This window comes from Dorea sp. OM07-5, assembly GCF_003481355.1.
Classification (GTDB): domain Bacteria; phylum Bacillota; class Clostridia; order Lachnospirales; family Lachnospiraceae; genus Dorea_D; species Dorea_D hominis.
Window position 1 is genome coordinate 92452 of sequence record NZ_QUKZ01000004.1, and the last position, 13014, is coordinate 105465.

Below are 13014 nucleotides of genomic sequence, written 5' to 3' on the forward strand. Positions count from 1 at the left end.
AAGCGAATGTTAATTGTAAAGAAATTCGGCGGCAGTTCTGTTGCGAATAAAGAACGTATTTTCAATGTTGCCAGACGATGCATTGAAGATTATAAAGCAGGACATGATGTAGTAGTTGTATTATCCGCAATGGGTGATACTACAGATAATCTGATAGAAATGGCACATGATATTAATCCGGATGCTAAGAAGCGAGAACTGGATATGCTTCTGACAACCGGAGAGCAGGTATCCGTATCGCTTATGGCTATGGCGATGCAGGCACTGGATGTTCCGGCGGTATCCTTGAATGCATTTCAGGTTATGATGCATTCTACATCCAGATATGGAAATGCTCGTTTTAAACGCGTAGATACAGAGCGTATCCAGCATGAACTGGATTCCCGGAAGATTGTTATTGTCACCGGTTTTCAGGGAGTTAACAAATACGATGATATTACGACTCTGGGACGTGGTGGATCTGACACAACAGCAGTTGCGCTGGCTTCAGTTCTTCATGCAGATAAATGCGAGATTTATACAGATGTTGAAGGTGTTTATACAGCAGATCCACGTGTAGTAAAGAATGCAAGAAAACTCGATGTCATCACATATGACGAGATGCTGGAGCTGGCAAGTCTGGGAGCCAAAGTATTGCACAACCGTTCCGTAGAGATGGCAAAGAAATATAATGTAGAATTAGTAGTACGTTCCAGCCTGACAGAGGCAGAAGGAACAGTAGTCAAGGAGGCAGCCAAGATGGAAAAACTGTTAGTAACGGGAGTCGCAGCAGATGCAAATACAGCCAGAATTTCAGTGATCGGTGTAGAAGATAAACCGGGCACGGCATTTGTAATATTTAATACACTTGCAAAGAACAATATTAATGTAGATATTATTCTCCAGTCTGTAGGAAGAGAAGGAACAAAAGATATTTCCTTTACGGTTGCATCAGATGATCTGGATCGTGCACTTGAAATACTGAACGAGAACAAGGAGCGTCTGACGATTCAGGAGATTACTTGTAATAAGAATGTTGCAAAATTATCAGTGGTTGGAGCTGGAATGATGAGTAACCCGGGAGTTGCAGCCAAGATGTTCGAATCTCTCTACAACTCAAGGGTTAATATTAATATGATCTCGACTTCTGAAATCAGAATTACTGTACTGGTAGATGAGAAAGACATCGAGAAAGCGATGAACGCAGTACATGATGGATTCATTATGACGGAATAATCGTCTGTTAAGGTTTGTTTGAAAGAAAACCGGCAAGAATCTGTTTGTTTTCTTCAGAGAGTGCACGATATTTAATAATAAAGTCAAGCTCTTCTCTGGAAAGATAAATGGAATTGCCGGTATTTTTTTCTTTTGCCATAACTACATACTGAATATATTCTTCTCCGGTTTTCAAAGCGCTTGTGTGATAAGTACTCTGAAGATTATCAAGGACCAGTTCATCGATAGAAATCCGATAAAATCTGGATATATGTAACAGCGAATCCAGATCCGGGGTTCGTTTGCTCGTTTCATAATTCGAATAAGCCTGTCTGGAGATATTCAGCAGACTGCTCAGATCATCCTGAGTCAGTTTGTGTTTTGTCCTTAAAAATCGTAAGTTATTAGCAAGCTGTATATTGGACATGGTATCACCTCCGTGCTTGAGTGTATGTTAGTTAGTATAGCAATTTACTAAAAAAATTGCTTTGTTTGCACCGAAATGTTTCAAAAGAGTATTTTAAACAAAAAGTTGCTGCTACATCTTGCTGAGATTGCTGTTGTGGTATTCACCGGAGAAGGTAACATCCTTTCCGAACCAGTCAGGTGCGCAGAAAGTATTGGCACTTGTTTCATCCGGAAATTCTACTTCGGCAAGGATGAGTGGAGCAAGATCTCCTTCGAAGAGATCAAGCTCGATCGTCAGAATATCGGATAAAGGAATCATATACCGCTTCTTGCGAATCAGTCTTCCGTCAATCTTCGGCAACAGATGAAGATATGCTTTTTCTGTAAGCGGAAGATTGTATTCTTCCCTGGTCATAAGACCGGAAGATTTGTAAGTGAGTTCATATTTGTCATTGTCTTTGCGGATACGAATGACGGGGGTTGTGTTTAGATAACCCTGCTCAATGATTCGACAAGAAAAAGAATCCAGACGCAGATGTGCCGGTAAGTGTCGGATTAGATATTTGCGCTCGATTTCCAATAGGAGTCCCCCTTTTTTGATACGACATACAGTTCTGTACTAATGATAATATAGTTTACACAAAAAGTAAACGGTGTTAATATTTATATTGGAAGAAAAATGCAAAAAATACGATGAAAGGAAGAAAAAGGAATGATAAAAGTAAGTGTGTTGCTGGCGGACGGCTTTGAAGAGATCGAAGCGCTGACCGTTGTTGATCTGCTCAGAAGAGCACAGATATATGTAGATACGATTTCTATCATGGAGGATTATACTGTACATGGTGCCCATGGTATTAATATACAGACAGAAGATCTGTTTGAAGAAGTGAACTTTGTGGAATCAGATATGATCGTGTTGCCGGGAGGAATGCCGGGAACAACGAATCTTAATGCACATGAAGGTGTCAGACGCGTAGTAAAGGATTTTGCAGCCGAAGGAAAGCCGATAGCAGCAATCTGTGCAGCTCCGACAGTGCTCGGTAATCTCGGATTATTAAAAGGAAAGAGAATTACCTGCTATCCGGGGGTGGAGACAGAGATCCAGGGAGCGGTTATGCTTCGCACACAGGTAGCAGTGGATGGCAATATTATTACAAGCCGGGGAGTAGGAACGGCGATAGCATTTGCTCTGAAACTAATCGAAGTGCTTGTTGGAGAAGACAAGTCAAGAGAGATTGCAGAAGCAATTGTATATGAAAAATAAAAAGCACCGGGAGGAGCAGAAATATCTGCAGAAAATGTATAGAAATTCCCGAAAAAACAGTTTTTTTCACAGATAAAAACTAAGGGTGGATATTTGCAAATGTTTGTGTTATAATTCTGTGGTGAATGTTATTTGATATGCCTGTAACAGGCGATCGTTACCCCGTATGGGGCAGGCGCATAAAAGCGCGATTAAAGAATAGAATCAGGAGGAAATTGTAACATGAGTTTACAGGTAGAAAAATTAGAAAAGAACATGGCAAAACTTACAATTGAAGTACCTGCCAGTGATTTAGAAAAAGCACTTCAGAGTGCGTATAAGAAGCAGAAGAACAAAATCAGTCTGCCGGGATTTCGTAAAGGAAAAGTTCCGCGTCAGATGATCGAGAAGATGTACGGAGCAGAGATCTTCTTTGATGATGCTGCAAATGAGATCATTCCAAAAGCATATGCAGATGCTTATGATGAGTGCGAGCTTGAGATCGTTTCCAGACCGGAGATCAACATCGTACAGATTGAGAAGGGAAAACCGTTTATCTTCACAGCAGAAGTAGCTACAAAACCGGAAGTTACTCTTGGAGAGTACAAAGGACTGGAAGTAGACAAAGTATCTACACGTGTAACACAGAAAGAAGTAGAAGCTAAGATCGAGGAAGAAGCTGAAAAGAACGCAAGAACTGTAACAGTTGAAGACCGTGCAGTACAGGATGGAGACGAAGTAATCCTTGACTTTGAAGGGTTTGTAGACGGAGAAGCATTTGAGGGTGGAAAAGGTGAGAACTATCCACTGACTATCGGTTCCGGATCATTTATCCCGGGATTCGAAGAGCAGCTTGTCGGAGCAGAAGCCGAAAAAGAAGTAGAAGTAAAAGTAACATTCCCGGAAGATTATCATGCAGAAGAGCTGAAGGGAAAAGAAGCTGTATTCAAATGCACAGTACACGAGATCAAAGCAAAAGAGCTTCCTGAGATCGATGATGAATTCGCGGCAGAAGTTTCTGAGTTCGATACATTAGATGAGTACAAAGCAGACGTAAAAGCTAAGATCAAAGAGCAGAAAGCTACAGACGGAAAACGCAAACAGGAAGATCAGGCCGTAGAGCAGGCAATTAAGAATGCTTCTTATGAGATCCCGGATGCTATGGTTGATACACAGATTTCACAGATGGCTAACGATTTTGCACAGAGAATCCAGTCTCAGGGACTGACTATGGAGCAGTACTATCAGTTCACAGGAATGACTGAGGAGAAGATGAACGAAGAGTTCAAGCCACAGGCTGTAAAACGTATCGAGACTCGTCTTGTACTGGAAGCTATTGCAAAAGCTGAGAACATCGAGATCAGCGATGAGAAACTGGACGAAGAGATCGCTAAGATGGCAGAAGCTTATAAGATGGAAGCTGACAAGCTGAAAGAATTTATGGGTGATGCTGAGAAGAAGCAGATGAAAGAGGATATGGCAGTTCAGGAAGCTGTTACATTCCTTGTAGAAAATGCTGTAGAGAAATAAATAACAGCAGATATTATATTGAGGAGGCATATACATGAGTTTAGTACCTTATGTCATTGAACAGACAAGCCGTGGAGAGCGCTCCTACGATATCTATTCAAGATTATTAAAAGACAGAATTATATTTTTAGGGGAAGAAGTAACAGACGTGTCCGCGAGTGTGATCGTAGCACAGTTATTATTCCTTGAAGCAGAGGATCCGGAGAAAGATATTCATCTGTATATCAACAGTCCGGGAGGCTCTGTAACAGCAGGTATGGCAATTTATGATACCATGCAGTATATCAAATGTGATATCGAGACAATCTGTATTGGTATGGCTGCAAGCATGGGTTCTTTCCTTCTCTCCGGTGGAACTAAAGGAAAGAGACTTGCACTCCCGAATGCGGAGATTATGATCCATCAGCCATCCGGTGGTGCGCAGGGACAGGCTACAGAGATTCAGATTGCGGCTGATCATATTTTGAAAACACGCCAGAAACTGAATCAGATCCTTGCAGAGAATACAGGACAGCCGTTAGAAGTCATCAGCCGGGACACAGACCGTGATAACTTTATGTCGGCTGAGGAAGCAAAGGAGTATGGTCTGATCGACGAGGTAATTACACGTCGCTAAGACGGTTCTCCGGGATATGAGGTGAGAAAATGGCAGGAAGAAACGATGATCAGGTGAGATGTTCGTTTTGTAATAAGACACAGTCGCAGGTGCGTAAGCTGATCGCAGGACCGGAAGGCGTATATATCTGTGATGACTGTGTTGAAGTGTGCGCAGAGATTATCGAGGAGGAGATGAATCCGGACAGTAATGCCGGATGGAATCCGTTCTCAGATATCAATCTGTTAAAGCCAGAAGAAATCAAAGCATTTCTTGATGAGTATGTGATCGGTCAGGAAGAAGCAAAGAAGGTTCTTTCCGTAGCAGTTTATAATCATTATAAACGGATTATGGCAGGAAGAGACGGTGTGGAGCTTTCAAAGAGTAACATTCTGATGCTTGGACCTACTGGTTGTGGCAAGACGCTTCTGGCACAATCGCTTGCAAAGATCCTGAATGTTCCATTTGCAATTGCGGATGCAACTGCACTTACAGAAGCCGGTTATGTCGGTGAAGATGTTGAGAACATTCTGCTTAAGATCATCCAGGCAGCAGATGGCGATATTGAGCGCGCAGAATATGGAATTATATATATTGATGAGATTGATAAGATTACTAGAAAATCCGAGAACCCATCAATTACAAGAGACGTATCCGGAGAAGGTGTACAGCAGGCATTGTTGAAGATTATTGAAGGAACCGTGGCAAGTGTTCCGCCACAGGGCGGACGAAAACATCCACATCAGGAACTGATCCAGATCGACACTACGAATATTTTGTTTATCTGTGGTGGTGCGTTTGAAGGAATTGAGAAAATCATTGAGAAACGTATTGATCAGAAATCTATTGGTTTCAATGTAGAGATTGCAGAGAAGCATGAAGATGACGTGGATCGTCTGCTGAAACAGGTCCTTCCACAGGATCTTGTAAAATTCGGATTGATTCCGGAGCTGGTCGGACGTGTGCCGGTGAATGTAACACTGGAGATGTTAGACCGTGATGCGTTGATATCTATTTTAACAGAACCAAAGAATGCAATTGTGAAACAATATCAGAAGATGCTGGAATTTGATGGTGTGGATCTTACATTTGATAAGGCTGCGCTTGAAGAGATAGCTGAGACGTCACTTAAGAGAAGAACAGGTGCCAGGGGACTCCGTGCAATTATGGAGAACATCATGATGGATATTATGTATAAAGCACCTTCCGATGAGACGTTGAAGACGTGCAGGATTACGAAAGATGTAGTAAAAGGCATTGGTGAACCTGTATGTGAGCATGAGATGATAAGTTCAGAGAGTGCGTAATTATGGGGCGGGTACAGGTAATTGTGCCCGCCTGCTTTTATATATTAGCCGGAGAAGCTTTTCAACTTTGTATGAGAAGAGCCGGAGAAGCTTTCAGTTTTATAAGAAAAGCACGAAAGAGATCCAAGAAGATAAAACAGGAGAGTATATATGGAAAATGAAAGAATAAGTCTGCCTGTTGTGGCACTGCGTGGAATGACGATCCTGCCGGAAATGGTGGCACATTTTGATGTGAGCCGTGAGAAATCACTGCAGGCAATTGACCAGGCTATGACAGAAGGAGAGAAGATTTTCCTGACAGGGCAGTATGAGATAGAGACAGAAGATCCGGATGTGACAGATATACACAGAATCGGATGTATTGCAACAATCAAACAGATTGTGAAGCTTCCGAAGAAGATCAGCCGTGTTCTGGTAAGCGGAGAGCAGAGAGCAGAACTCATTGATCTGGAGTTTAAAGAGCCATATCTGCGCGGAATGGTTGCAGTGCGAGAGGATGTGGATACTTCATGGGAAGATACCGGAGCAGAACAGTCACCACTCAATCTGGAAGCAATGGTGCAGGGACTCCGGGATATTTTCAAAGAATACATGGCAAAGAATCCAAAGATTGCGAAGGAATTTTCAGATCAGATCGATCAGATTACAGATCTTAAGAAAATGGTAAATGTGATCAATGCCAATGTTCCGATGTCTTATCCGGAATATCAGGAATTTCTGGAAGAAACGAATCTTATGAAACGGTATGACAAACTTGCCTATAAGCTTGTGAATGAGATTCAGGTACTTAATATTAAAGAAGAATTACAGGAAAAGATTAAAGAACGTGTGGATAAAAACCAGCGGGAATATATTCTGCGTGAAGAACTCAAACTGATTCGTGAAGAGCTTGGAGATGAAAATCAGTTATCGGATGCGGATGAATTTCAGCAGAAGTGTGATGCGCTGGAGGCACCGGATGAAGTAAAAGAGAAGATTTCCAAAGAGATACGGAGATTCCGTAATTCCATGAATAATCCGGCAGAGTCGGGAGTTATCCGTACTTATATCGAAACGATGCTGGATATGCCGTGGGATCACATGTGCAAAGAACACAAAGATATTGCATATGCCAAAAAGATTCTGGACGAAGATCATTATGGACTGGACAAAGTAAAGGAACGTGTGCTTGAATTTCTCGCGGTACGCGCTCTGACGAAGAGTACAGATGCACCAATCCTTTGCCTGGTTGGACCTCCGGGAACCGGTAAGACATCCATTGCAAAATCACTGGCGCATGCTTTGAAGAAGCCGTATGTGCGTATTTCACTCGGAGGCGTACGAGATGAGGCAGAGATCCGCGGTCACAGAAAAACTTATGTCGGAGCGATGCCGGGAAGAATTGCAGCGGCTGTGAAGAATGCCGGAGTGAAGAACCCACTGCTCCTTCTGGATGAGATCGACAAAGTCAGCAATGATTATAAAGGGGATACATTTTCAGCACTTCTGGAAGTACTGGATGCGGAGCAGAACAAGAATTTCAGAGATCATTACCTGGAGGTTCCGCTGGATCTTTCGGAAGTATTATTCGTGACAACAGCGAATACATTACAGACGATTCCAAGACCGCTTTTAGATCGTATGGAAGTGATTGAGATCAGCAGTTATACGGAAAATGAAAAACTTCATATTGCAAGAGAACACCTGATCCCGAAACAGCTGAAAAAGCACGGTTTAAAAGAAAAACAACTGTCGATCAGCAAGAAAGCTCTGTGGAAGATTGCAAGAAATTATACAAAAGAAGCCGGAGTCAGGCAGATGGAACGTAAAATTGCTGATATCTGCCGCAAAACAGCAAGAGAGATTTTGGAAGATAAGAAGAAAGCAGTCCGCGTGACAGAAAGGAATCTGGAGCATTATCTCGGAAGAGAGTTGTTCAGCTATCAGATGAAAAATGACAAGGATGAAGTTGGTATTGTGCGGGGACTTGCATGGACAAGTGTTGGCGGCGATACGCTTCAGATTGAAGTAAATGTCATGCCGGGAGAAGGCGAAATCCTGCTGACCGGTCAGCTCGGAGATGTGATGAAAGAATCCGCACGTACAGGTATCAGTTATATCCGCTCCGTCAGCTCGGAGCATAAGATTGATGAGAAATTTTTCAAAGAGCATGATATTCATATACATATACCGGAAGGTGCAGTGCCAAAAGATGGTCCGTCGGCGGGAATTACAATGGCAACAGCAATCTTTTCGGCTGTTACAGGGAAAAAAGTCCGTGCAGATCTGGCAATGACCGGAGAAATTACGCTGCGTGGAAGGGTTCTTCCAATCGGAGGTCTGAAAGAAAAGCTTCTCGCTGCTAAAAATGCGGGAATCCTGACAGTTCTTGTTCCAAAGGAAAATAAAGCGGATGTAGAAGAGATATCAACAGAGATTACAAAAGGACTGGAGATCATTCCGGTTTCTCATATGGATGAAGTATTGAAGCTTGCACTAAAGCGTTAAAAGGGGGAAAAGAATATGGTTATAAGAAGCCTGAATCTGGAAACAGTATGTGGAATTACAAGTAAATTACCGGAAAATGAACATCCGGAAATTGCATTTGCAGGAAAATCAAATGTTGGAAAATCATCCCTCATTAATGCTCTCATGAATCGGAAATCATTTGCGCGTATTTCCGCGACACCAGGAAAGACACAGACGATTAATTTTTACAATATTAATGAAGAATTATATCTGGTAGATCTTCCGGGATATGGATATGCAAAAGTATCTGAGCAGGAAAAAGCGAAATGGGGTCAGCTCATTGAGCGGTATCTCCATGGATCGGAACAGTTGAAGGCAGTCTTTCTTCTGATTGATATCCGGCATGATCCGTCTGCGAACGACAAACTGATGTACAGTTGGATCGTGGAGCAGGGATTCAATCCAATTATTATCGCGACTAAATTAGATAAGATCAAGCGCAGCCAGGTACAAAAGCAGATCAAAGCAATTCGCCAAGGATTAAATCTGCTTCCGGGAACGATTGTTATTCCATTTTCATCTGTGACGAAGCAAGGAAGAGATGAGATATGGGAGCTGGTTGAGACGGAATTTATGGAGAAGAATGAAGAGGAGTAATGGATGAGAGAAATTGTCATCTGTGAAGATGTAGAGATTGAAAGAAACCTTTTGAATACAGTACTGCTATGGAACTGCTGTTTCTTGATACCTACATGAAAGAATTAAACGGCATGGAGACAGCGCGAAGAATAAGAGAATAAGAGAATAAGGAAAGAGAAGTTTGATAACAGATTGACAAACTTCTCTTTTTTTGCTATTATTAGACTAAAGTACAAACAAAAGTCTAACAGTAAAACAAAAGTAACGGGAAGGAGTAAGATCATGAATTATATTACGAATATCCAGAAGTATTCTATTCATGACGGAGATGGAATTCGTACTACCGTTTTTTTTAAGGGATGCCCACTGAAATGTGTCTGGTGTCACAATCCGGAGACGCAGCGATTTGAAAGAGAACTTCAGTACGATAAGGAAAAATGCATTGGATGCGGAGCCTGTGCAAAAGTCTGTCCGCAGAGCGCGATTTCAATGACGGAGGGAAAGCCGGTTCTTGACAAATCTCTGTGTAATCTTTGCGGAAAGTGTGAGAATTACTGCCCGGAAGGAATCCGTGAGACAGTGGGAGAAGAGTATCCGGTAAAAGAACTGGTAAAAGAACTGATGAAGGATCTGATGTTCTACGAGCAATCCGGCGGCGGTGTTACTCTTTCCGGCGGAGAAGTTATGGCAATGTCTACGGAGTATGTGCTGGAAATTGCCAAAGCACTTAAGAAGGAAGAGATTTCTTTAACAATTGATACGTGCGGATATGTGCCGTATGATAAATTTGAAGCGGTTTTACCGTATGTAGATACATTTTTATATGATGTGAAAGTGATGAATCCGGAGCTTCACAAGAAGTACATAGGCGTAGATAACAGACTGATTCTTGAGAACCTTGTGAAATTATCGGATGCAGGAGCAAGGATTTACATCCGTATTCCGACAGTCAAAGAAGTGAATGGCAATGATGAGAATATGAAGGCAACCATTCAGTTCTTAAAAGAACACAATATCCATCCGGCACAGGTGAATTTGTTGCCGTACCATAATACAGGAAGCAGCAAGTATCCAAAACTGGATATGGAATATAAAGGAACTGATTTAACGGCACCAACAAATGAAGAGATGGAAGGTTTTGTAAAACTTTTCCAGGATGAAGGCTTCTCAAATACCAGAATAGGAGGTTAAAACAATGGCAAAAAGAGGCATGAATGAAAGAATTCAGAAACTGAGAGAACTGAGTGTAACAACACCGGTACATATCGACTTGGAGAGAGCGAAGATCGAGACAGATTTTTACAGAGAGAATGATGGAAAATATTCTATTCCTGTAATGAGATCTATGGTATTAAAAGAGTATTTCTCCAAGAAGACATTATATCTGGGTGATGGAGAACTGATCGTAGGTGAAAAAGGAAAAGACCCGCAGGCATCTCCGACATTCCCGGAACTTTGTTGCCACAGCGTAGAAGATATGACAGTTATGAGCGAGCGTGACCTTGTATCTTTCCATACAACAGAAGAAGACAGAAAGCTTCAGGCAGAGGAGATCATCCCATTCTGGCAGGGACGCAGCATGAGAGAAAAACTTCTTGCAACTATGACTCCGGAGTGGAATGACTGTTATTCAGCAGGTATGTTCACCGAGTTCATGGAGCAGAGAGGACCGGGACATACATGTGGTGGAGAACAGGTATTTACAACCGGATATATGGATTACAAAGAGAAAATCAAGAAGACAATGGATTCGCTTGATTTCTTAAATGATCCGGAAGCATACGACAAGATGGAAGAGTTAAAAGCTATGGATATTTCCTGCGACGCAGTGATCATCCTTGGCGAGAGATATCATGAATTAGCACTGGAGATGGCTGAGAAAGAAGATGATCCGGTTCGTAAAGAAGAATTAAAACAGATCGCAGCCAACTTGGAAGTTGTTCCTGCACATGCACCAAAGACATACTGGCAGGCAATCCAGTTATACTGGTTCACACATCTGGCAGTTACAACAGAGCTGAACCCATGGGATGCATTCAGCCCGGGACGTCTTGACCAGCATCTGATCAAATACTACGAGGCAGATACGGAAGCAGGAATTCTGGATGATGATAGAGCAAAAGAGCTGTTAGAGTGCTTATGGGTGAAATTCTACAACCAGCCGGCACCGGTAAAAGTAGGTATCACACTAAAAGAAAGTGCTACATACACAGATTTTGCAAATATCAATACAGGTGGTGTGACGCCGGACGGACGCGATGGAGTTAACGCAGTCAGCTATCTGATCCTTGACTGTATGGACGAGATGAAACTGGTTCAGCCAAACTCTAACGTAACAATCAGCAAGAAGACACCGGCACGTTTCTTAAAGAGAGCATGCGAGATCTCAAGAAAAGGATGGGGACAGCCGGCATTCTACAATACAGAAGCACAGACAATGGAGCTTATCAATGCAGGTAAATCACTGGAAGATGCACGTCGCGGCGGATCTTCAGGATGCGTTGAGACAGGAGCATGGGGAAGTGAAGCATATATCCTGACCGGATATCTGAACATCCCGAAAGTATTCCAACTTACACTTTACAATGGATTTGACAATGAATCCGGCAAACAGCTCGGTCTGAAACTTGGTTATGCAAAAGACTTCAAGACATATGAAGAATTATGGGATGCATTTCAGAAACAGCTGAAACATTTCATCGATATCAAAGTACGTGGAAATAATGTAATCGAGAAATTATATGCAGAGAACATGCCTGCACCGTGCCTTTCAGTTGTAACAAACGACTGTATCAGCAATGCAAAAGATTATAATGCAGGTGGAGCAAGATACAATACAAACTATATCCAGGGTGTAGGTATCGGAACTGTTACAGATTGTATCACAGCAATTAAATATAACGTATTCGATAAGAAAAACTTCACAATGGAAGAACTGATCGAAGCGATGGATCATAACTTTGAAGGATACGATGCAATTTATCGTATGGTACATGATAAGACACCGAAGTATGGTAATGATGATGACTATGCAGATTCTATCATGCAGGATGTATTTAACCTGTACCATGATTTGATTACAGGACGTCCGACTATGAGAGGCGGAAAATACGGAGTAGATATGCTCCCGACAACATGCCACGTTTACTTCGGAGAAGTAATCGGAGCAACTGCTAACGGAAGAAAAGCAAATGTTCCGGTATCTGAAGGTATCTCACCGGAGAAATCCGCTGATACAAACGGTCCTACAGCAGTTATCAAATCCTGCTCAAAGATGGATCACCTTGCAACAGCAGGAACTCTTCTGAACCAGAAATTTACTCCGGATGTTGTAGCAGGAGAAAAAGGACTTGAGAACATGTCCAGCCTGATCCGTAGCTATTTCGCAATGGACGGACATCATATCCAGTTCAATGTCATTGACAGACAGACATTGATCGAAGCACAGAAACATCCGGATGACTACCGCGACCTGATCGTTCGTGTAGCCGGATACAGTGACTTCTTCCGTAACTTAAGCAAACCGTTACAGGATGAGATCATCAACCGTACAGAGCAGTCTTTCGGCTAAGATGTAAAATAATATAAGATATAAGACAGGATATCCGGAAATGTAAAAGTTTCCGGGTATCTTTTTATTGACGCTGCTT

The 13014-nt window shown here is 42.2% G+C and carries 11 protein-coding genes; 9 read left to right on the forward strand and 2 right to left on the reverse strand.

Annotated elements, in window-relative coordinates; all coding sequences use genetic code 11:
- Positions 1 to 6: 6 nt before the first annotated feature.
- Entirely contained in the window at positions 7 to 1215 is a 1209-nt protein-coding gene (locus DXC04_RS05145; protein ID WP_021859568.1) for an aspartate kinase, read from the forward strand.
- 7 nt (positions 1216 to 1222) lie between these two features.
- Here DXC04_RS05145 and DXC04_RS05150 read toward each other — a convergent pair whose 3' ends face one another.
- Entirely contained in the window at positions 1223 to 1621 is a 399-nt protein-coding gene (locus DXC04_RS05150) for a helix-turn-helix domain-containing protein (protein WP_118660270.1), read from the reverse strand.
- Between the two features lie 111 nt (positions 1622 to 1732).
- Positions 1733 to 2182, reverse strand: coding sequence for a CYTH domain-containing protein (locus DXC04_RS05155; RefSeq protein WP_021859570.1), 450 nt, complete (start codon positions 2180 to 2182; stop codon positions 1733 to 1735).
- A 132-nt stretch (positions 2183 to 2314) separates the two neighbouring features.
- Here DXC04_RS05155 and DXC04_RS05160 point away from each other — a divergent pair, with 132 nt between their 5' ends.
- The 8 genes from DXC04_RS05160 to hypD all read left to right on the forward strand — a co-directional run bounded on the left by DXC04_RS05160 (position 2315) and on the right by hypD (position 12935).
- Complete coding sequence (locus DXC04_RS05160; RefSeq protein ID WP_118287732.1) at positions 2315 to 2866, forward strand: DJ-1 family glyoxalase III; 552 nt, start codon at positions 2315 to 2317, stop codon at positions 2864 to 2866.
- A 222-nt stretch (positions 2867 to 3088) separates the two neighbouring features.
- Positions 3089 to 4375 carry a trigger factor gene (gene tig, locus DXC04_RS05165; protein ID WP_021859586.1) on the forward strand — a complete coding sequence of 429 codons (1287 nt, stop codon included), beginning with the start codon at positions 3089 to 3091 and terminating at the stop codon, positions 4373 to 4375.
- 34 nt (positions 4376 to 4409) lie between these two features.
- Positions 4410 to 4991 (forward strand): ATP-dependent Clp endopeptidase proteolytic subunit ClpP, encoded by a 582-nt coding sequence (clpP, locus tag DXC04_RS05170; RefSeq protein WP_021859587.1) that lies wholly within the window; start codon positions 4410 to 4412, stop codon positions 4989 to 4991.
- A 29-nt stretch (positions 4992 to 5020) separates the two neighbouring features.
- Entirely contained in the window at positions 5021 to 6277 is a 1257-nt protein-coding gene (clpX, locus tag DXC04_RS05175; RefSeq protein WP_021859588.1) for an ATP-dependent Clp protease ATP-binding subunit ClpX, read from the forward strand.
- Positions 6278 to 6427: 150 nt separating this feature from the next.
- Positions 6428 to 8764 (forward strand): endopeptidase La, encoded by a 2337-nt coding sequence (gene lon / locus DXC04_RS05180; protein WP_021859589.1) that lies wholly within the window; start codon positions 6428 to 6430, stop codon positions 8762 to 8764.
- Between the two features lie 15 nt (positions 8765 to 8779).
- Positions 8780 to 9382 carry a ribosome biogenesis GTP-binding protein YihA/YsxC gene (yihA, locus tag DXC04_RS05185; RefSeq protein WP_021859590.1) on the forward strand — a complete coding sequence of 201 codons (603 nt, stop codon included), beginning with the start codon at positions 8780 to 8782 and terminating at the stop codon, positions 9380 to 9382.
- Positions 9383 to 9646: 264 nt separating this feature from the next.
- Entirely contained in the window at positions 9647 to 10555 is a 909-nt protein-coding gene (locus DXC04_RS05190; protein WP_021859591.1) for a trans-4-hydroxy-L-proline dehydratase activase, read from the forward strand.
- A gap of 4 nt (positions 10556 to 10559) precedes the next feature.
- On the forward strand, positions 10560 to 12935 hold the full coding sequence (gene hypD / locus DXC04_RS05195; RefSeq protein WP_021859592.1) for a trans-4-hydroxy-L-proline dehydratase: 2376 nt from the start codon (positions 10560 to 10562) through the stop codon (positions 12933 to 12935).
- Positions 12936 to 13014 lie beyond the last annotated feature (79 nt).

Coding starts and splice junctions, on each gene's coding strand:
- DXC04_RS05145 (WP_021859568.1), top strand. CDS start 7: ATGTTAATTGTAAAGAAATTCGGCGGCAGTTCTGTTGCGAATAAAGAA.
- DXC04_RS05150 (WP_118660270.1), bottom strand. CDS start 1,621: ATGTCCAATATACAGCTTGCTAATAACTTACGATTTTTAAGGACAAAA.
- DXC04_RS05160 (WP_118287732.1), top strand. CDS start 2,315: ATGATAAAAGTAAGTGTGTTGCTGGCGGACGGCTTTGAAGAGATCGAA.
- tig (WP_021859586.1), top strand. CDS start 3,089: ATGAGTTTACAGGTAGAAAAATTAGAAAAGAACATGGCAAAACTTACA.
- clpP (WP_021859587.1), top strand. CDS start 4,410: ATGAGTTTAGTACCTTATGTCATTGAACAGACAAGCCGTGGAGAGCGC.
- clpX (WP_021859588.1), top strand. CDS start 5,021: ATGGCAGGAAGAAACGATGATCAGGTGAGATGTTCGTTTTGTAATAAG.
- lon (WP_021859589.1), top strand. CDS start 6,428: ATGGAAAATGAAAGAATAAGTCTGCCTGTTGTGGCACTGCGTGGAATG.
- yihA (WP_021859590.1), top strand. CDS start 8,780: ATGGTTATAAGAAGCCTGAATCTGGAAACAGTATGTGGAATTACAAGT.
- DXC04_RS05190 (WP_021859591.1), top strand. CDS start 9,647: ATGAATTATATTACGAATATCCAGAAGTATTCTATTCATGACGGAGAT.
- hypD (WP_021859592.1), top strand. CDS start 10,560: ATGGCAAAAAGAGGCATGAATGAAAGAATTCAGAAACTGAGAGAACTG.